At 51.9% G+C, this 18,343-nt stretch carries 17 protein-coding genes, 1 tRNA gene and 1 pseudogene; 10 read left to right on the top strand and 9 right to left on the bottom strand.

The window, feature by feature from the left end; translation table 11 throughout:
• Positions 1-251 precede the first annotated feature (251 nt).
• Positions 252-982 (bottom strand): annotated as a pseudogene (locus ACT3RU_RS03670) (Crp/Fnr family transcriptional regulator).
• A gap of 152 nt (positions 983-1,134) precedes the next feature.
• Positions 1,135-1,581: an Rrf2 family transcriptional regulator gene (locus ACT3RU_RS03665; protein WP_087105591.1), complete on the bottom strand. Its 447-nt coding sequence runs from the start codon at positions 1,579-1,581 to the stop codon at positions 1,135-1,137.
• A 233-nt stretch (positions 1,582-1,814) separates the two neighbouring features.
• Between ACT3RU_RS03665 and ACT3RU_RS03660 the strand changes: the two genes are divergently transcribed.
• A complete protein-coding gene (locus tag ACT3RU_RS03660) occupies positions 1,815-2,246 on the top strand; it encodes a DUF488 domain-containing protein (RefSeq protein ID WP_192526481.1) in 432 nt (143 codons plus the stop codon).
• A gap of 39 nt (positions 2,247-2,285) precedes the next feature.
• On the opposite strand, the gene mntR is transcribed toward ACT3RU_RS03660, so the two are convergent.
• A complete protein-coding gene (gene mntR, locus ACT3RU_RS03655; protein ID WP_192526482.1) occupies positions 2,286-2,777 on the bottom strand; it encodes a manganese-binding transcriptional regulator MntR in 492 nt (163 codons plus the stop codon).
• A 160-nt stretch (positions 2,778-2,937) separates the two neighbouring features.
• On the opposite strand from mntR, the gene ACT3RU_RS03650 reads away from it, so the two are divergent.
• The 4 genes from ACT3RU_RS03650 to ACT3RU_RS03635 all read left to right on the top strand — a co-directional run bounded on the left by ACT3RU_RS03650 (position 2,938) and on the right by ACT3RU_RS03635 (position 7,270).
• Positions 2,938-3,855 (top strand): metal ABC transporter solute-binding protein, Zn/Mn family, encoded by a 918-nt coding sequence (locus ACT3RU_RS03650; RefSeq protein WP_192526483.1) that lies wholly within the window; start codon positions 2,938-2,940, stop codon positions 3,853-3,855.
• Between the two features lie 6 nt (positions 3,856-3,861).
• Positions 3,862-4,689: a metal ABC transporter ATP-binding protein gene (locus ACT3RU_RS03645; RefSeq protein ID WP_192526484.1), complete on the top strand. Its 828-nt coding sequence runs from the start codon at positions 3,862-3,864 to the stop codon at positions 4,687-4,689.
• A 23-nt stretch (positions 4,690-4,712) separates the two neighbouring features.
• Complete coding sequence (locus ACT3RU_RS03640; protein WP_192526535.1) at positions 4,713-5,630, top strand: metal ABC transporter permease; 918 nt, start codon at positions 4,713-4,715, stop codon at positions 5,628-5,630.
• A gap of 293 nt (positions 5,631-5,923) precedes the next feature.
• The gene (locus ACT3RU_RS03635) at positions 5,924-7,270 is read left to right on the top strand and encodes a Na+/H+ antiporter family protein (protein ID WP_192526485.1); all 1,347 of its coding nucleotides are present in this window, start codon (positions 5,924-5,926) and stop codon (positions 7,268-7,270) included.
• A gap of 81 nt (positions 7,271-7,351) precedes the next feature.
• Here the strand turns inward: ACT3RU_RS03635 and ACT3RU_RS03630 are convergent, their stop codons facing one another.
• From ACT3RU_RS03630 to ACT3RU_RS03615, 4 genes are all read right to left on the bottom strand, one after another.
• Positions 7,352-8,089 (bottom strand): RNA methyltransferase, encoded by a 738-nt coding sequence (locus ACT3RU_RS03630; RefSeq protein ID WP_192526486.1) that lies wholly within the window; start codon positions 8,087-8,089, stop codon positions 7,352-7,354.
• A gap of 161 nt (positions 8,090-8,250) precedes the next feature.
• A complete protein-coding gene (groL, locus tag ACT3RU_RS03625) occupies positions 8,251-9,894 on the bottom strand; it encodes a chaperonin GroEL (RefSeq protein WP_192526487.1) in 1,644 nt (547 codons plus the stop codon).
• A gap of 58 nt (positions 9,895-9,952) precedes the next feature.
• Positions 9,953-10,246 carry a co-chaperone GroES gene (locus ACT3RU_RS03620; RefSeq protein ID WP_087105570.1) on the bottom strand — a complete coding sequence of 98 codons (294 nt, stop codon included), beginning with the start codon at positions 10,244-10,246 and terminating at the stop codon, positions 9,953-9,955.
• A 234-nt stretch (positions 10,247-10,480) separates the two neighbouring features.
• Positions 10,481-10,987: an FxsA family protein gene (locus ACT3RU_RS03615; protein ID WP_087105569.1), complete on the bottom strand. Its 507-nt coding sequence runs from the start codon at positions 10,985-10,987 to the stop codon at positions 10,481-10,483.
• 281 nt (positions 10,988-11,268) lie between these two features.
• Here ACT3RU_RS03615 and ACT3RU_RS03610 point away from each other — a divergent pair, with 281 nt between their 5' ends.
• Positions 11,269-12,030 carry an SDR family oxidoreductase gene (locus tag ACT3RU_RS03610; protein ID WP_192526488.1) on the top strand — a complete coding sequence of 254 codons (762 nt, stop codon included), beginning with the start codon at positions 11,269-11,271 and terminating at the stop codon, positions 12,028-12,030.
• A gap of 38 nt (positions 12,031-12,068) precedes the next feature.
• Here ACT3RU_RS03610 and ACT3RU_RS03605 read toward each other — a convergent pair whose 3' ends face one another.
• Entirely contained in the window at positions 12,069-12,779 is a 711-nt protein-coding gene (locus ACT3RU_RS03605; protein ID WP_225733651.1) for a ComF family protein, read from the bottom strand.
• Positions 12,780-12,869: 90 nt separating this feature from the next.
• Between ACT3RU_RS03605 and ACT3RU_RS03600 the strand changes: the two genes are divergently transcribed.
• The 4 genes from ACT3RU_RS03600 to ACT3RU_RS03585 all read left to right on the top strand — a co-directional run bounded on the left by ACT3RU_RS03600 (position 12,870) and on the right by ACT3RU_RS03585 (position 16,627).
• A tRNA-Leu gene (locus tag ACT3RU_RS03600) sits at positions 12,870-12,954 on the top strand.
• 310 nt (positions 12,955-13,264) lie between these two features.
• A complete protein-coding gene (locus tag ACT3RU_RS03595) occupies positions 13,265-14,239 on the top strand; it encodes a serine/threonine protein kinase (protein ID WP_192526489.1) in 975 nt (324 codons plus the stop codon).
• Positions 14,240-14,495: 256 nt separating this feature from the next.
• On the top strand, positions 14,496-15,047 hold the full coding sequence (folE, locus tag ACT3RU_RS03590; RefSeq protein WP_087105567.1) for a GTP cyclohydrolase I FolE: 552 nt from the start codon (positions 14,496-14,498) through the stop codon (positions 15,045-15,047).
• Positions 15,048-15,169: 122 nt separating this feature from the next.
• A complete protein-coding gene (locus ACT3RU_RS03585; protein WP_192526490.1) occupies positions 15,170-16,627 on the top strand; it encodes an NAD-dependent succinate-semialdehyde dehydrogenase in 1,458 nt (485 codons plus the stop codon).
• A 91-nt stretch (positions 16,628-16,718) separates the two neighbouring features.
• On the opposite strand, the gene purH is transcribed toward ACT3RU_RS03585, so the two are convergent.
• Positions 16,719-18,299 (bottom strand): bifunctional phosphoribosylaminoimidazolecarboxamide formyltransferase/IMP cyclohydrolase, encoded by a 1,581-nt coding sequence (gene purH, locus ACT3RU_RS03580; protein ID WP_192526491.1) that lies wholly within the window; start codon positions 18,297-18,299, stop codon positions 16,719-16,721.
• Between the last annotated feature and the right edge of the window lie 44 nt (positions 18,300-18,343).

Below are 18,343 nucleotides of genomic sequence, written 5' to 3'. Positions count from 1 at the left end.
AGATGCGCATTGCGAGTATTTGGTTCATTAGCGCTATATCCCTAATAACCCGGCCAATGAAACTACGTAATTTAGAAACGGCAGCATACGCTCATTTGAATTTATGCCAGATTGCTTGAGAATCAGGCTATAAGTGTCTGTTTTCGCATTGCGCTTATGTCAAGTTTTGTTGAGAACGACATTTCTAGCACTTTCCTTTCAACTTGTTTTTGCTTTGCCTTTGATCGGTCTTTTCTAAGCCATTGCCGCCGCTATGCGTTCCCATCGTTTTTAAGGTGAAGGTAGAGTGGATCGAACTCGCCAGCTTGCTGCAGCTTGTCCCAGTCAGGTATGGTCATCCGGCTTTTTTCGGTGATGATCAAGCCATCTGCGCGTAGTGCCTGAAAAACGCGGTTTACGTGGACGGGCGTCATCCCTGTCGCATCTGCTATTTCTGCTTGGGTCGTTGGCATATAGAACGTGCTCCCCTCAGTCAGGCCCACTGTCTTTAAGCGCACCATTAATTCACAAATAATATGCGCGATGCGGGAGTAGGCCTCGCGTTGTCCAATATTTAACAGCCATTCACGGAAAATAGAGGCATACACAAGTGTCTCGCGCCAGAAAGCAGCAACAAGCCTGGGATAGCGCTCGCAGAGTTGATGCAGATATTTATGCTGAATGAAGCCGAGCTTGCAGGGACTGATAGAGGCAATGTTAATATCTATTACGCTCAAGTGAAGGGTATGTCGCCAGGAACATGCAGGGCCATGATTTGGCGTTTGCCTTCAATGGATACTTTATTGACGCACGTAAAGCCCTCAATCATCAAGCAGCACTGGTTTGGCTGGTCTCCCACTTTAACGATGTCCTGATTGCTCTTAATTTCTTTTGTGTGAATCGGTAGCTCCATCAGCGCCTGCTTCTCTTCACCAGTAAGCACGAAAATATTTTCTAGTTTGCGGATCATGATTTGATTGGGCGAGAAGGGCGCGGTGGTCATGTTTGGCTCCGAGGTTTGTAGAAATAATGAAGCTGTATGCAACATTACCTGCGCTTGTTTGGTGATGTAGCACTGGCCTCAGCATGCTCCACGCTAGGGAAAATGGCTAGGCTACATGGTCAAGTTCTACTGACAGGGGGGCATGTAAAAAATTACATGTTGGTGGCAGGGATTTTCATTAGCGACGCTAGGCTGGTGTGCTGGCCTTGCAGCAAATCGGCCAGCGTATATTGATCCAGAACGCCCAAAAAGGCGTCTAGTGCATCGTTAAGGATAGGCTTTAAGCGGCATGCGGGTGTAATGATGCAGGCGTTATCGTCTCGAAAGCACTCGACGAGCGCCATTTCCTGCTCGGTATCTCTCACCAACGCCCCTAATCGGATGTGTTCGGGCGCCCGGTTTAGCCAAAGCCCGCCATGCTTGCCGCGGATGGCTTTGAGGTACTCTTTTTGATGTAGTTCCTGGACAATTTTCATCAAGTGATTGCGCGAGATCGAGAATGTCTCGGCAATTTCCGTGATTGTTGCGCGCTCTTCTCCCTTGGCTGCCAGGTAAATCAAAACGCGAATAGAGTAATCCGTGAAGCGGGTTAGGTGCATAGTTTGCCAAGTGAGGGCTAAACACCGCATTGTACGGTGTTTCAAAAGGATGGGGAATATCAGCTACGGGCCTCGTTAATAGAAGGAAGGCGTTTATTATAGAAAGGGAGCGCTATTAATCATTTTTGCTCATCGTTAATGTCGTTAACATGGGGCAGGGTAATTGCCTGGTAGCCTGTATAGCATGGGTGGGGTGAATGGGGTGTTGTTAAAAAACGGATCAGGGAGGTCATATGAACTACGAAATAGTGCTTAAGCGCGTCTATTCAGCGTTTGAAGACGACGAGGGAGCACGCGTCCTGGTTGACCGTTTATGGCCACGTGGAAAAGAGCGTGCTTCGCTGGCGCTAACGGAATGGTATCGCGATGCCGCGCCTTCATCATCTTTAAGGCGTGACTACCACCAGGACAAAATTAGTGAGGCTTCCTTTCAGACCCGCTACCGTTTGGAATTAAAGGAATCTGATGATGCATTACTACCGCTGATGCGTTATGCCAGGCAAGGTAAACTGACGTTATTAACCGCCTCACGCCAGCTGGACCATTCACATTTGCCAATTCTGCGTGAAGCGGTGCTGGGCGCGCTGGATCTAGAAGACCGAGCCGACCAAGAGCCAGCTTCCTCACCGTGCTTCTTAAACAGTAGCTCTAAGGGCAGTGAATAGCGAGGGGTGTTATTGCACCAGGCTGGCTATCGGGCGTAATTAACGCTTTGTTTGTTCGTCAATAAAACGCTGCATAATCGCCAGGGTTTCATTGCTGACATGGTGCTCCATGCCTTCAGCATCAATGCGCGCCGTATGATCATTAACGCCCAGCGCGCGCAAAAAATGCAGCACAATATCGTGCCGCGCCCGTGATGTTTCTGCCATTTTTTGGCCTTCCGCCGTTAGAAACAGGGAGCGGTAAGGCTTACTGGTCACTAGCCCCAGCTCATTTAAGCGGCGGATCATCTTGGATACGGTCGCTTGACTCACCCCCATGCGGCTAGCGATGTCGGCGGCGCGCGCTTCTCCCCGATGGCTAATCAGGTCGCCAATCAGCTCAACGTAATCTTCGATTAGCTCGGTTTCATGCGCGTTTCGCACGGTTTCATATTGCCGTGTGTGCTCTTCAATGGGCGGCAATGCGTCATTGCAGTAACTTTTTCTCAAGCTTTTGGCGGTAGGGGGAAGCGCCTTATCGTTATCACTCATTGGCAGACTATATCGAGGTGAATGGAAAACTCTAATGGATCATGGTAGCGCATATTGTAGAATGATTGTTAGCCAAGGCTAAACTATTTGCACAATGCTTTTTTGTTGAGCTAAAGTTGTCTTTATAGCAATCCTATTTGCAACATGACGGGGTGCGTCCATGAGTCAACGAAAGGCATGGTTGACGATAAGTTTTGTGCTTGCGACGGCGGGTAGCGTTACGACGGCCACCGCTCAGGCGCTATCGCCGCCCATTAATGTTGTGGCGACGTTTACGATATTGGGCGATTTAGTGGCGCGTGTGGCAGGAGACGACGCCAACGTATCAGTGCTGAGCCCTGTTAATGCAGAGGTGCATGAGTGGGAATTAACGCCCAATAATTTTGCCGCTTTGGAAGAAGCCGATATTGTGTTTTATAACGGCTATCAACTAGAGCAGTGGATGCGGCAAGTGGAAGCGACGACCCAAGACAACGTACCGCTAGTCGCCGTTGCCGAAGCCTCAGAGTACCCCACTCAGCATATTGTGATTGGCGATATGCAGGGCGATGTCGACCCACATATGTGGACAGACCCACGTGCGGCAATGGCTTATGTTCACGTGATAGCTAATGCGTTGGAAGACCTTCTGCCAGAGCAAGCAGAGGATATTCAGGCGCGTGCCGATAACGTAGTGGCAGAACTTCAAGGCCTTCACTTGGAGCTTCAGCAGACGCTAAGCGATATTCCGGAAGAGCGTCGTGTTTTGCTCTCAAGCGAAGCAGCATTTTTGTATTTCTCCGATGCTTATGGCTTTGAACATGACGGTATCTGGGGAAATAATGCCGAAACGGAAGGTTCGCCGCAGCAGTTAATGCGCATCATCGACTTGATTAACGCACGCCAGCCTGCAGCGCTTTTTTGGGAAAGCACAACGTCGGATCGTTACGTTAGTAGCCTTTCCAGAGATACGGGGATTCCCATAGCAGGCCCTTTATACGTGGATTCGTTAAGCGAGCCAGAGGGCGAGGCGGGAGACTATTTTGCCATGTTGAGGCATAACGCCGATTTGCTGCGCCAGTATTTAGCCGTTGAGTAGTACATCATGACAACCAGTTTACCGAGCACGATGGCAGCCATTGAAGTAGCTGGGCTGTACGTTGCTTATCAGCGCCAAACCGTGCTGGAAGATATACACCTCACATTTCCCGCTGGGAAATGGACGGCCATTGTCGGACCTAACGGTGCCGGAAAATCGACACTTTTTCATGTGTTGACCGGCAGCATGAAGCCGCTGCAAGGCAGTGTAAAAGCCTTTGACGAGCCCATAGCAAAGCATCGTCGGGCGGGGCGTATCGCGTATATGGCTCAGCGCGAGGCGATTGAGTGGGATTTTCCTGTCTCGGTATGGGACACCGTCATGGGCGGGCGCTACGGACACATGCGCAGCGATGCGTTATGGCGCCGGCTATTGCCAGCTCGCTGGCATCACGCTCGGCATAGCGAAGCGGTCCACGAGGCCTTGGTGGCAGTCAATATGCTCGACTTGGCTGACCGACCTATTGGCGCGCTTTCCGGTGGTCAAAAAAAACGTGTGTTGCTAGCACGCGCGCTAGCGCAGCAGGCCAGCATTTTGTTGTTAGATGAGCCACTGGCTGGCGTTGACCCGCCCAGCGAGAAGCTTATCTTGTCGGTACTTCGTCGCGAGCGTGAAGCGGGTAAAACCGTGATTATGGTCACACATGATATGCCCGGTGCTCGCCGCTATGTGGACCACGTCGTGCTGATTAATCGCTTTGTGCGGGGTACCGGTACGCCTGAAGAGATGCTAAGCGAAGCAAAACTGGCCGAACTTGCAGTGAGTTCAATTGAGCAAACGGTCAATGATCGCCAAATAATGCCAGTGGCTTCCAATAGTTCTGGGCAGGGGTAAGTTACGTGGTTGATAGCATATTAATGATTGAAGCGTTTAGCGATGCACTGGTAAATGGCTTAATCGCAGCGTTAATGGTGGTAGTTAACCTGCTACCTGGCAGCGTTTCTGACGCCTTTCAGTATGCATTTATGCAAAGAGCGCTACTCACCTCGGTGCTGGTAGGCGCTATTTGTGGGATGCTTTCCTGTTATGTCGTGCTAAAGCGCTGGTCGCTGCTGGGGGATGCGATCTCTCACGCTGTGCTGCCGGGGGTAGCCATTGCGTATTTGCTTGGCTGGCCCTTCTTTGTAGGGGCGTTTATTACCGGGGCGCTGACCTCGGTAGGCATCGGGGCGATTGAAAGGAACACACGAATTAAAGCAGATGCTGCGATGGGGCTGATGTTTACCGCCTCCTTCGCCCTTGGTGTGGTCATTATCAGTAAACTGGCTTCCAGTACCCATCTGATGCACATTCTGTTTGGCAATGTACTGGGTGTTAAACACTCAGCATTAATGCTGACCTTTGTTGCTAGCATCATTGCCATTTTAACGGTATGGCTCGCTTATCGGCCCTTGTTGCTCTATGCCTTCGACCCTCAGCAGGCACAAGCATTGGGCTTTAATACGCAGATTATTCACTATGGCCTCATTCTTTTGCTGACGCTGACGATTGTTGCAAGCCTTGAGACTGTCGGCATCATATTGGTCGTTGCCATGTTAATCACGCCAGGTGCGACAGCACATCTGCTGACAGACCGCTTCACGATCATGCTGTTGATTTCAGTATCTATTGGCATATTGTCTGCGGTTATCGGGCTTTGGCTTTCGGTAGTATTTAACGTGGCATCGGGTGGCTCAATCGTGCTGGTGGCTTTCGCTTTCTTTGTTTTGGCGCTGCTCTTTTCGCCCAAGCAGGGTATCGTGCCGCGCCAGTGTCGTCACTGGAAGATGGGGTAACGGCTCGTTTACGAACAGAGCACCCGAGTCCGCCATGAGTTGGCTAAAAAGCAGTACGGCCAGTGACGCCATTAGCGGGGCTAGCAAACGTACAGAGATTCCTCTATATGCCAAAACATTAGCAATAGCAGAGAAATAACTGATGGATGCTTTTTGTAAGCGCGCTATCTGCTAAAATTTGCACCCTGCGATATTAGGCTGTGTACGAAATGGTGGCTCTTGAGTGTGCCATCCGGCATTCGCTTGTTTTTCGTACACGTCCTAATCACCTTGTCATCGGTCTGGAAATCTTCATGAATGCAGTTATTCTTGCCGTGCTTGTCATGGTAGTGCTGTCTCTTGTGCGTGTCTCAGTTGTTTTTGCATTGGTTGTAGGTGCGCTGGTGGGTGGCCTGGTGGGTGGGCTTACGCTTGACCAAACGTTAGAGGCCTTCAACAACGGCGTTGGCGGGGGAGCGCAAGTAGCGCTGGCCTATGCAACGCTCGGTGCGTTTGCGGTTGCCATCTCGCGTTCTGGCTTGCCCGATATGCTGGCGAACCGATTGATTGCCATGCTGGGCAAGGAGGCAACGGCCGCGCGTCAGGCTCGTGTGAAAACGCTGCTGCTCACCGCCATATTGTTAGTGGCTATTGCATCGCAAAACGTGATTCCGGTGCATATTGCGTTTATTCCAGTGCTGATTCCTCCACTGCTTACCCTTATGAATCGTCTGAAGTTGGATCGTCGAGCGGTAGCCTGTGCATTAACGTTCGGCCTAACCGCGCCTTACATGTTATTGCCCGTTGGGTTCGGCGCAATTTTCTTGAACGATATTTTGTTGGCTAACTTAAACAGCGCCGGTACGCCATTTGGCTTGGAGATTACGCGTGGCATGGTGCCGATGGCGATGGCCATTCCTGTTGGGGGTATGGCCATTGGCTTATTAGTGGCGCTGTTCTTTAGCTACCGCGGTAATCGCGAATATGCGGATAAAGAGTTGGCGGCGGCTCCTTATCAGCAGGATTCTACACCGGCTGAGCCTCACCTCTTGGGGTTGGTAATGTCTGGTGTTGCCATTGTGGCAGCGCTTGGCTTGCAGCTTTATAGCGGGTCGATGATTTTGGGTGGCCTGGTCGGGATTGGCTTGCTCTCCTTGGGCGGCATTTTTAAGTGGCGTGAAGCTGACGACCTGTTTACCAGCGGCATGCGGATGATGGCGCTGATCGGTTTTATCATGATCTCTGCGTCAGGTTTTGCCGAAGTGATGAAATCCACAGGTGAGATCGATACGTTAGTGACGGGGGCTTTTGATATCTTTGGTGATAACCGAGGTGTCGCAGCGTTAGTGATGTTGCTGGTAGGGCTTTTTATTACCCTGGGCATTGGATCATCATTCTCGACGATTCCGATTATTGCCGCGATCTTTGTCCCCTTGGCGATACAGTTTGGCTTTTCCCCCATGGCAACGGTGGCGCTGGTGGGTACGGCGGCGGCATTGGGCGATGCCGGTTCACCAGCATCTGACTCGACGTTAGGGCCAACCTCAGGCCTAAACGTGGACGGGCAACACGACCACATTTGGGATAGCGTTGTACCGACATTTCTGCATTACAACCTGCCCTTAATCGCCTTTGGTTGGCTGGCGGCCATGACGCTTTAATAGTGTTATAGGGCAGCACTCAAAACGGTAGTAGCAGTCACAACAAGGGCAGCCAATGGCTGCCCTTGTTGGTTTTAGCGCTTATGGCTGCTTCGGGAAGTGAGCTTCAAAGGCGCTTAATAACCCGCGCAACAGAGAAAGCTCTTTTCGGCTTGGCTGGGCACGTGCAAAGAGCGCCTGAAGCTGCTCTTCGGTGCGCGCATGCGGCTGGGTAAGAAAACCACTTTGCTGCATCAAGCGGCCCAAGTGGTCCTGGAAATGCACAAACTGCTCGCGGCTGGGTGGGGTGGCGTCAAGAGGGCGCTGGTAAGTAAAGTCGTTACCGGCGCGTTTTCGCCAAGCGCGGTGGGTTTCGTAGGCGAGGATCTGTACGGCTTGAGAAAGGTTTAAAATACCGTATTCAGGGTTGGCCGGTATGCTGACTTGATGCGTGCAGCAGCGAATCTCGTCATTGGTTAAGCCCGAACGCTCACGGCCAAAAACGAGTGCGACTGGGGCATTGGCCGCGTTTAAAATAACCTGTTCGGCCATTTCATCCGGCTCATCAAAGTGGGGAAGTGGCAGGCTGCGTAATCTGGCGCTTGCACCAATCACTTGCACGCAATCCTGCACCGCTGCTTCAAGGCTAGTAACCACACGGGCGTTTTCCAGCACATCCGTCGCGCCCGCTGCCAATCGGGTGGCCTCTTCATCCGGGAAGCTTCGCGGATTAACCAATACCAGGTTGGTTAGTCCCATGGTTTTCATGGCGCGAGCGGCAGCGCCTATGTTGCCAGGGTGAAAGGTTTGCACGAGCACAATGCGAATATTGGAAAGCACGGTAATGATGACCTAAAAGCTGCCTAATAAAGGCGCTGATGGTACCACGCTTTAAAGCCGGGTACGCGTGGGCATTGCCCGGGGCGTTAAACGACAAGAACCCCGCACAAGGCGGGGTTCTTGATGACGCTAGGCGTCAGAGCGATAGGCTCAGGGGTGCATCACATCATGCCGCCCATGCCACCCATTCCGCCCATGCCACCCATATCCGGTGCAGCTTCTTTCTCTTCCGGATCGTCAGCGATCATGCACTCGGTGGTGATCATCAGGCCAGCCACGGAACCAGCAGACTGCAGCGCAGTACGGGTTACTTTTGCCGGGTCAAGAACACCCATTTCGAACAGGTCGCCGTACTCACCCGTTTGAGCGTTGTAGCCGAAGTTACCTTCGCCGTCTTTAACGCGGTTGATCACAACAGCGGCTTCTTCACCGGCGTTGGTAACGATCTGACGCAGCGGAGACTGCATAGCGCGCAGCGCCATGTTGATACCGTGGTTCTGATCTTCGTTATCGCCAGTCAAGCCCTGTACTTTGGCCATTACGCGAACCAGCGCAGTACCGCCGCCAGGTACAACACCTTCTTCTACAGCAGCGCGAGTAGAGTGCAGCGCGTCTTCAACGCGAGCTTTCTTCTCTTTCATCTCTACTTCGGTAGCAGCGCCAACGCGGATAACGGCAACACCGCCTGCCAGTTTGGCAACGCGCTCTTGCAGCTTCTCTTTGTCGTAATCAGAAGAGGTGTCTTCGATTTGCGCGCGGATCTGGTTAACGCGTGCTTCGATATCGTTCTCTGCACCAGCGCCATCGATGATGGTGGTGTTCTCTTTGGACATGGTCATGCGCTTGGCGGTACCCAGGTGATCCAGGGTCGCTTGCTCAAGTGTCAGGCCAACTTCTTCAGAGATAACGGTGCCGTTAGTCAGGATAGCGATATCCTGCAGCATGGCTTTACGACGGTCGCCGAAGCCAGGTGCCTTGGCCGCTGCTACTTTAACGATGCCGCGCATGTTGTTCACAACCAACGTTGCCAGCGCTTCGCCTTCGATGTCTTCAGCGATGATGGCAAGCGGTTTGCCTTGCTTGGCAACGGCTTCCAGTACCGGGAGCAGTTCGCGAATGTTGGAGATCTTCTTATCCACGAGCAGGATGTAAGGATCTTCAAGTTCAACCGCCATGGTGTCCTGGTTGGTAACGAAGTAGGGCGAGAGGTAGCCGCGGTCAAACTGCATACCTTCTACGACTTCCAGCTCGTCTTCGAAGCCACGGCCTTCATCGACAGTGATAACGCCTTCTTTACCGACTTTTTCCATCGCTTCAGCGATGATTTCGCCGATGCGCTTGTCGCCGTTGGCAGAGATAGTGCCTACCTGAGCAATCGACTTGGTGTCGGTGCAGGGTACAGACATTGCCTGAATTTCTTTAACCGCTGCAGTAACCGCTTGGTCGATGCCGCGCTTAAGGTCCATCGGGTTCATGCCAGCCGTTACGCCTTTCAGGCCTTCAGCAACAATAGCTTGAGCCAGTACGGTAGCTGTCGTAGTACCGTCGCCCGCGGCGTCAGAAGTTTTAGAAGCAACTTCTTTCACCATTTGTGCGCCCATGTTCTCGAACTTGTCTTTCAGTTCGATCTCTTTGGCAACCGATACACCGTCTTTAGTGACGGTCGGCGCACCAAAGGATTTGTCGAGCACAACGTTACGGCCTTTCGGGCCCAGAGTAACTTTTACCGCGTTGGCCAGAACGTCAATACCACGCGCCATACGCTTGCGTGCGTCATCAGAAAACTTAACTTGTTTAGCTGCCATGTTCGTTACTTCCTAGAATCGAATTATAAAAGGTGAAAGTAAGTAGTCGAGGCGATGATTAGCCTTCAACGACCGCCAGGATGTCGGCTTCGCTCATAATCAAGACTTCTTCGCCGTCAATTTTTTGCTTCTCAACGCCGAAACCATCTTTGAAAATTACGTTGTCGCCAACTTTAACGTCTAGCGGACGTACTTCGCCGTTATCGAGAATGCGACCATTGCCTACTGCAAGAACTTCGCCACGTGTGGGCTTTTCTTGTGCATTGCCTGGCAGAACGATGCCACCAGCAGTTTTCTGTTCTTCTTCCACGCGGCGAACTACGACGCGATCGTGCAAAGGACGGATTTTCATGCTCACGTTCTCCTGAGTATCGTCAAGGCCCGTATAGGGCAGATAGCTAAAACAAGGTTCTCGAGGAAATCCCATCGAGAAATGAAGGTTCGCGACCTTCGTTGTTAATGGTGGCAATGTAACCATCGCCACCGAATTTGTATGCTGGTTCAAAAGTGGGGGCTTCAGTAGCCCTTTCAAGGGGGTGGCAGTGAAAAAAGTGTCTTTTGTTGGATTTTTTCTTGCTAATGCAGGCTAGCGTCGCCGGGTAGTTTCATCACGGCTAATAAAATCGCCTTCCAGGGGAGCTTCTTTATGCGAGGTATTAGCATTGGAGTGGCTATTTTCATGATAAGCCGTGCCTTGATGACGATGCGTTTTGGTAGATTCGCCTTGCTCGCTATTCACACTGGTTTTTAAACCCAGCCACATTAATGCGTTGTACATAAGCTGTCGGGCAGTGGGGAGCAAGCAAGCGATGCCCAGCAGGTCGGAGAGAAAGCCGGGCGCCATCAGTAAAGCACCGCCGAATATAAGTGCCGCGCCTGTTAGAAGCTCACTGGAAGGTAGCTCCCCTGCTTGCATGCGCTGGCGGGCACGGGAAAAGGTAGCCACACCCTCTTTACGAATAAGATGAAGGCCGATAACACCGGTTGCCAACACGAGCAGTAGGGTGGTTAATAAGCCTATTTGACTGCCAATCGAAAATAGCAAAATAAAGTCGAGTAAGGTAAACAAGGAAATAAAGACAAGAATAGGCATGGCGGGCTCCGTAACAGGCGTAATCGCTCATTATTGTGTCAAATATGCAAAAAACAAGCGCCAGAGGATCTTTGCTGAAAAGCCCTTTGCTGATAAGGGTGCAAGCCTGGATAAACTCGAATTTTGAATGCGCGCTTACTATGCTGCAGTGCAGAATAGTGGGGTAGTGAAAGGTCTTCGCAGCAATGAGCAGGACTTGGAAGTAGAGCATGAACTCAAGACAGAAGGTTCGTCATCGAAAAATCAGTTATTGAACAACAGTGCTTCTGAAGGAGTAACGGATGCAGTTAACCGATAAAGTCATTGCAGTAACGGGCGGGGCGCGGGGATTAGGCTATGCCATCGCAGAGCGTTTGGGCCAGCAAGGTGCCGCGCTTGCACTGCTTGATAGGAGTGCTGAAGCGTTGGACCAAGCGGTCTCAACCCTTAAGTCACAAGGCATTTACGCCGAAGCGTTTGTCGTCAATGTTGCCGATGAGTCGTCAGTCATCACGGCGTTTGATGATATTGCGAAACGCATGGGTGCCATTAGCGGTTGCGTTAATAATGCGGGTATTACCGAAGATGCCTTGCTGGTAAAAGCACGTGATGGCCAGGTCGAAAAGCGCATGTCGCTAGAGAGTTGGCAGAAAGTCCTCAATGTTAATCTAACCGGCGTATTTCTATGCGGCCGTGAAGCGGCGACGCAGATAATCAAGGCCGGACATGAAGGGGTTATTGTCAATATTTCGAGTATTTCCCGGGCTGGCAATGCGGGGCAAAGCAACTATGCCGCCGCCAAGGCGGGCGTTCATGCGTTAACCGTCACTTGGGGTAAAGAGCTTGCGCGCTATGGTATCCGCACTGGCACCGTGGCACCTGGGTTTATTGCGACTGAAATGACGGCGTCCATGCGCCCTGATATGTTAGAGCGGATCTCTTCAAGCGTGCCGTTAAAGCACTTGGGGGAGCCTGATGATATTGCCAAAAGTGTCGCGTTTATATTTGATAACGACTATTTTAGTGCGCGTATTATTGAGTGCGATGGCGGCTTGCGGCTTTAGTATCACCTGAGCTATTACCTGGCCTTTTGCATCATCCTCTATTGCCTGCCCAGTGGCGTCCTGGCGACTGCCCAGCTATCGATGCGCGTGGCACCTGCTTGTTGGGCAGCGTTCGCTAATGCATTGATGGTCGCACCGGTAGTGATTACATCATCAACCAGCGTTATATGTGCTGGAAGTGGTGCTTTGATTGAGAAGGCTCCGTGCAAATTAGCCGCCCGCTCGTGTCGGTTTAAGCTACGCTGGGAAGCGACCAGCTTATTGCATTGAGCTTCCAGCACGACAAGGCCTGTGCGCTTTGCCAGTTGCTCCGCCAGCCATTGCGCTTGATTGAACCCACGCTCACGTGCTCGCTTGCGATGCATGGGGACTGCTACCAAGGCGGTGCCTGGGTCGTCGGGTATGCTCGCCAGCATAAGCTCTATCAGCAGCATCCCAGCACGAGGAGACGCCTTAAATTTAAAATCATGCAGCAGCTCTTTAATCGAAGCTTGAAAAAGCAGGCCGACGTGAGTGTGAGTAACCAGTGGCGGATCAAGAAAGCAGTGCCCACACAGTCGCTGTTCAGCGTGATCCAGGGGCTCGGCACATTGTTCGCAACCTGAAACGTTCCAGGGTAATTCAGCAAAACAAGCTTGGCACCACCCTAGGCCTTGATCGGCAGGCATTAGGCAGAAAGCACAGTAGCCCGGTAATGCCTTTTGTAACTCTTTATGGGCAGCCTGCTGCCATGTTGGCTTTAAGCGCATACAGCTCCTGCACGAATGCTTTGTGATAATTATAGTGCTTGTTGGCGTTGACTTTTGATCAGTATATATATAATATACGTCTCGTCTTCTGCGGATGTGGTGGAATTGGTAGACACGCTAGATTTAGGTTCTAGTGCCGTAAGGTGTGGGAGTTCGAGTCTCCCCATCCGCACCAATTACTTGTTATCTCATAGTTTTTGCTTAAATATCAATCGGCCAGCATCTGCTTGCCGATTTTTTTGTGTCTATTTTCCGCTGCCCTCTTTCCTGCCCCGCCTGGCTTTTGTTCGCTGTTGCGCTAACTTGGCATTTCATTATTGCTTTGAGATGGATCTCAATCATGGAAATGAATACGCACAAGTAGTTTCCGCTACTGCCAGTATTCTTACCCTGTTTGTTTGGGCTTTCTATGCCCAACTTCTTGCATCAGAACGCCGCGGTGCAATAGTTGATAAGATAGGCGCCCCGTTATGCAGGAGCGATCAATGTCACATCCTTTCAGTGCGCTTTCGCCCGACACGGTTATGTCGGCGGCCGAATCGGTTGATATTTGGCCCGCGGGCGAGCCTTTTGCGCTCAACAGTTATGAAAACCGTGTGTTGATGTTTCGTGATGATGATGCCCGTAACTGGGTAATCAAGTTTTACCGTCCCGAGCGCTGGTCGGATGCTGCGATTCAAGAGGAGCATGATTTTTTAAAGGAATTAAGCGAAGCCGGAGTGTCGGTTGTCGCACCCTGGCGTAATAGCGCAGGGCAGTCATTGCATCATTACGCAGCGTTTCGCTTTGCTCTTTTCCCCCAGTGTGCAGGCCAGGCGCCTGAGCTTGATAATCCTGAACACCTCTTTGCGCTGGGCGAAGTGTTAGGTCAGCTGCATAAAGTGTCGCAGCGCAAGGCATTTCAACACCGCCCGCGCTTGGAGCTGGAAAGCGGTATAGAAGAGGCACGACAGCGAGTTGTGGGCAGCCAATGGCTCGACAAGTTTCAGCTTCGGGCGTATGACGCGGTGATTCAAAAGCTGCAGCATCGGTTGGCGCCCAAGGCGTTGGACCCAGCATCGTTAATACGTTGCCACGGTGATTGTCATTTAGGGAACGTACTGGGCCGAGATGAGCATTTTTCCCTGGTCGATTTTGATGACTGTGCGATGGCGCCCGCCATACAGGATATATGGATGTTGCTGCCCACTGATGAGCCGGATAGCTGGCGGGCGCAGCTAAGTGAGATTAGTGAAGGCTATGAGGAGTCACTAGCGTTTCCTCATGAGCAGATGTCGCTCATTGAGCCGCTAAGGGCTTATCGCTTGATTCGGCATAGCGCCTGGTTGGTTTCGCGCTGGGACGATCCGGCGTTTCCGCGTGCTTTTCCCTGGATGGCAGATAGCGGCTACTGGGATCAGCATATCCGTCAGTTAGAACAGCAGTGTTTACAGCTTGAGCGTCCTGTTTGGCTGGCTTAATAGATCTTTTGTAGTGGCATAGTGAATTTGACCCCTCTGTTGTCGTAAAAATTATACGTTGAGCGCCTTAAAAGTCGTTGCGACGCTGCCACCGAGTGGTCAGGTACGTTAAAATAAGCGCATAAATCGCCTTTGGTACGTTTAGTGGTTTCTGTATGCTTGGGCATTGTTTTGTAAGGTTGTTTTGCTTGCGTGCTGGTTACTTGATAAAGCAATAACGAGCGAGTGAGCGGGCACCGCTTTAATGAGAATGACTATGACCGACGATATCGCCCAGCACTATCGCCAAATTATTACCGCCCTTGGCGAAAACCCGGACCGCGAAGGGCTACGGGATACACCAAAGCGTGCAGCAAAAGCTATGCAGTTTTTGAACGCAGGCTATCAACAGTCGCTGGAAGAAATTATCAACGGCGCGGTGTTTGAATCGAAGACCGATGAAATGGTGTTAGTAAAAAACATTGAGCTTTACTCAATGTGTGAGCATCACTTATTGCCGTTTATTGGGAAGTGTCATATTGCCTACTTACCCGATGGCAAGGTGCTAGGGCTTTCCAAATTTGCGCGTATCGTTGATATGTATGCGCGGCGTATGCAAATTCAGGAAAACCTGACCCGTGAAATTGCCGATGCCGTCCAGCAGGTAACCGGTGCGAAAGGAGTGGCGGTTGTCGTTGAGGCGCGCCATTTATGCATGATGATGCGCGGTGTTGAGAAGCAGAATTCGAGTATGTCTTCATCGGTAATGCTGGGTGGATTCCGGGACAACCCCGCGACGCGCCAGGAATTTCTAACACTTATTAACTAAACGAGTTTCTCCACGGGCAGGGTGACCATATTTGCCAAACACTTGGTTAAATACGTCGTTTCGTCTTAGCATGAAAGCGTAAATATGAGCCCACAGGGCCATCATTTGGCCAGGAGTCTGTCATGGAAGCGCTAAAAGAGACACAGCTGTATTGCCCCTTTGCCTATATCGACGGCAGTTGGGTAGCCGCTGAAAGTGGAGAACAAATTAACGTTATTAACCCCGCCACAGGTAAACCGGTGGGGGATATGCCGCGATTAGGTAAAGCTGAAACTGAGCGTGCCATTGACGCGGCCGATGCCGCTTTGCCTGCCTGGCGGTCATTGACCGCTCAAGAGCGGGCTGACATGTTGCTTAAATGGCATGATCTGATGCTTGAGCATCAGCACGACCTTGCCCTGCTGATGACCTATGAGCAGGGCAAGCCGGTTAAAGAGGCTGAGGGCGAAATTGCTTACGCCGCCAGCTTTCTGCGTTGGTTTGCCGAAGAGGCGCGGCGTGTATACGGCGAAACCATTCCTGCAGCAAAAGCCAACCAGCGTATTATTGTAACCAAGCAGCCAGTGGGCGTTGTAGGAGCGATTACTCCGTGGAATTTCCCCGCAGCGATGATTACGCGTAAAGCAGGTGCAGCGCTAGCAGCAGGTTGTACCATTATCGTTAAGCCCGCTAGCCAAACGCCTTTCTCGGCAACGGCGCTGGCGCTATTGGCTGAGCGAGCAGGAATACCCCGCGGCGTCTTTAATGTGGTGCCTGGCAGCGCCGCTGAAATTGCTGAAACGCTAACCCAGTCGCCCAAGGTGCGCAAAATTACCTTTACCGGCTCCACTGAAGTAGGTCGGACGCTGATGGAAAAAGCGGCGAAGCATGTGCAAAAAATATCGCTTGAGCTGGGCGGAAACGCGCCGTTTATCGTGTTTGAAGATGCTGACCTTGATGCCGCCGTTGAGGGCGCGATGGCAGCCAAGTTCCGCAATGCAGGCCAAACGTGCATTTGCACCAATCGGTTTTTAGTTCAGTCCAGTGTGATTAACGCGTTTTGCGAAAAGCTCGCGGTTGCCATGAACAGTGAGCTGCATGTTGGCGATGGTGCTCAGCCAGGCAACAATATTGGCCCGCTCATTGATGAAAATGGGGTCAAGAAAGTCAGCGAACACGTTCAGGACGCTATTGATAAAGGTGCTGAGTTGCTGCTGGGCGGTCATCCGCATCCGTTAGGCGGTAACTTCTTCACACCTACGTTAATCAGCTTTGCCGATGCCAGCATGAAGGTTGCTCAGGAAGAGACGTTTGGCCCGCTAGCGGCGGTATTTCCTTTCGACGACGAAGAGACCGCTATCGAAATGGCCAATGATACGCAGTATGGGCTGGCGTCCTATTTCTACTCCCGTGATCTCTCTCGTGTATGGCGTGTGGCTGATGCGCTTGAATACGGCATGGTGGGCATTAATACCGGGGCTATTTCCAATGCGTCGGCGCCGTTTGGCGGTGTCAAGGCATCAGGGCTTGGCCGTGAAGGTGGTCATCAGGGGCTGGAGGAGTATCTGGAAAGCAAGTATTTATGTATTGACCTTGGCTAGTGCCGGCTAAGGTATTCTGAGTGTTATGCTCATAAAAAACCTCGCAAGCAGTGCTTGCGAGGTTTTTATGGTTCTAGCGCTAAAGCACTGCTTAGTGACGGAAGTGACGCATTCCGGTGAAGACCATGGCAATGCCCGCTTCGTTGGCAGCATCAATCACTTCCTGGTCGCGCATGGAACCACCAGGCTGAATAACGGCGGTAATGCCCGCAGCGGCGGCGGCGTCAATGCCATCACGGAAGGGGAAGAAGGCATCAGACGCCATAACGGAACCGGGTACAGAAAGGTTTTCGTCGGCCGCCTTGATGCCCGCAATTTTAGCGGAGTACACGCGACTCATTTGGCCTGCGCCCACGCCAATCGTTTGACCTGATTTGGCATACACAATGGCGTTGGATTTAACGAATTTGGCGACGCGCCATGCGAACGCCAAATCGCGCAGCTCCTGTTCTGAAGGGGCACGCTCGCTGACCACAGTAAGCTCGTTGCGAGTCACCATGCCTTGGTCGCGCTCTTGTACCAGCAAACCTCCGTTAACCCGCTTGAAATCAAAGGCGGGCTGGGGTTTGCCTGGCCAATGAGCGCTGACATCCAGCAGGCGGACGTTTTTCTTTTCAGCGATAATCGCAACGGCCTCATCGCTTACCCCGGGTGCAATAATGACCTCAACAAACTGACGGTCAACAATTGCTCGCGCGGTATCGGCTTCAAGCGGCGTGTTGAAGGCAATAATACCGCCGAAAGCACTGGTAGGGTCGGTTGCAAACGCTTTGTCATAAGCCTCAAGCGCCGTAGCGCCGATGGCAACGCCACAGGGGTTAGCGTGTTTGACAATCACGCACGCCGTTTCATCAAACGCCTTGACGCACTCAAAAGCCGCATCGGTATCGGCAACATTGTTAAACGAAAGCGGTTTGCCTTGCAGCATAGTGGCTGTCGCAACACCGGGTTCAGACGCCGCAGGGTCAACGTAAAAGGCGGCCTGCTGATGCGGATTTTCGCCGTAGCGCATGTCCTGCTTTTTATGCAACTGAAGATTAAAGGTACGCGCGAAGGTGGCATCGCTCTCGCTGACTTTACGACCCAAGTACTCGGCAATAGCGCCGTCGTAGCTCGCGGTATGCTCAAACGCTTTAACCGCAAGGTCAAAGCGTGTAGCGGTGCTCACCTGGCCATTATTGGCGGCGAGTTCTTCAAGCACGCGAGTGTAGTCGTCGGCGTTAACCACGATGGTGGTGTACGCGTGGTTTTTAGCGCAGGCACGGACCATGGTGGGGCCACCGATATCGATATTTTCGATGGCGTCTTCCAGGCTGCAGTCCGGTTTGGCAACGGTGGCTGCAAACGGGTAGAGATTAACCACGACCATATCAATCGGGGTGATATCGTTGTCAGCCATTACCGCGTCATCCTGACCACGGCGCGCCAGGATGCCGCCGTGAATTTTAGGATGCAGCGTTTTCACTCGGCCATCCATAATCTCAGGGAAGCCCGTATGCTCGGATACTTCGGTGACCGGGATGGCGTTTTCCTGTAGCAAGCGGAAGGTGCCGCCCGTGGACAGTAGCTCAATGCCGCGCTCGGTAAGGCTGCGGGCAAACTCAACAATACCCGTTTTATCGGACACGCTTAACAGCGCGCGGCGAACAGGAGTAGCGGTACTATCAACCATGAATAAGCTCGTGTGCAGAGTGGAACAATAAAAACAACAACGCC

This window comes from Halomonas sp. TP35, from assembly GCF_052375975.1.
Taxonomy (GTDB): Bacteria; Pseudomonadota; Gammaproteobacteria; order Pseudomonadales; family Halomonadaceae; genus Vreelandella; species Vreelandella citrativorans.
The sequence above is the reverse complement of the archived record's forward strand: the minus strand, read 5'-3'. Positions and strand labels throughout refer to the sequence as shown.

Excerpts from the sequence above, each read along its gene's own strand:
- ACT3RU_RS03640 (WP_192526535.1), top strand. The coding sequence starts at position 4,713 with ATGATTGAAGCGTTTAGCGATGCACTGGTAAATGGCTTAATCGCAGCG.
- mntR (WP_192526482.1), bottom strand. The coding sequence starts at position 2,777 with ATGAGTGATAACGATAAGGCGCTTCCCCCTACCGCCAAAAGCTTGAGA.
- ACT3RU_RS03645 (WP_192526484.1), top strand. The coding sequence starts at position 3,862 with ATGACAACCAGTTTACCGAGCACGATGGCAGCCATTGAAGTAGCTGGG.
- ACT3RU_RS03605 (WP_225733651.1), bottom strand. The coding sequence starts at position 12,779 with ATGCGCTTAAAGCCAACATGGCAGCAGGCTGCCCATAAAGAGTTACAA.
- ACT3RU_RS03635 (WP_192526485.1), top strand. The coding sequence starts at position 5,924 with ATGAATGCAGTTATTCTTGCCGTGCTTGTCATGGTAGTGCTGTCTCTT.
- purH (WP_192526491.1), bottom strand. The coding sequence starts at position 18,299 with ATGGTTGATAGTACCGCTACTCCTGTTCGCCGCGCGCTGTTAAGCGTG.
- ACT3RU_RS03660 (WP_192526481.1), top strand. The coding sequence starts at position 1,815 with ATGAACTACGAAATAGTGCTTAAGCGCGTCTATTCAGCGTTTGAAGAC.
- ACT3RU_RS03650 (WP_192526483.1), top strand. The coding sequence starts at position 2,938 with ATGAGTCAACGAAAGGCATGGTTGACGATAAGTTTTGTGCTTGCGACG.
- ACT3RU_RS03665 (WP_087105591.1), bottom strand. The coding sequence starts at position 1,581 with ATGCACCTAACCCGCTTCACGGATTACTCTATTCGCGTTTTGATTTAC.
- ACT3RU_RS03610 (WP_192526488.1), top strand. The coding sequence starts at position 11,269 with ATGCAGTTAACCGATAAAGTCATTGCAGTAACGGGCGGGGCGCGGGGA.
- folE (WP_087105567.1), top strand. The coding sequence starts at position 14,496 with ATGACCGACGATATCGCCCAGCACTATCGCCAAATTATTACCGCCCTT.
- ACT3RU_RS03595 (WP_192526489.1), top strand. The coding sequence starts at position 13,265 with ATGTCACATCCTTTCAGTGCGCTTTCGCCCGACACGGTTATGTCGGCG.
- ACT3RU_RS03620 (WP_087105570.1), bottom strand. The coding sequence starts at position 10,246 with ATGAAAATCCGTCCTTTGCACGATCGCGTCGTAGTTCGCCGCGTGGAA.
- ACT3RU_RS03585 (WP_192526490.1), top strand. The coding sequence starts at position 15,170 with ATGGAAGCGCTAAAAGAGACACAGCTGTATTGCCCCTTTGCCTATATC.
- ACT3RU_RS03615 (WP_087105569.1), bottom strand. The coding sequence starts at position 10,987 with ATGCCTATTCTTGTCTTTATTTCCTTGTTTACCTTACTCGACTTTATT.
- groL (WP_192526487.1), bottom strand. The coding sequence starts at position 9,894 with ATGGCAGCTAAACAAGTTAAGTTTTCTGATGACGCACGCAAGCGTATG.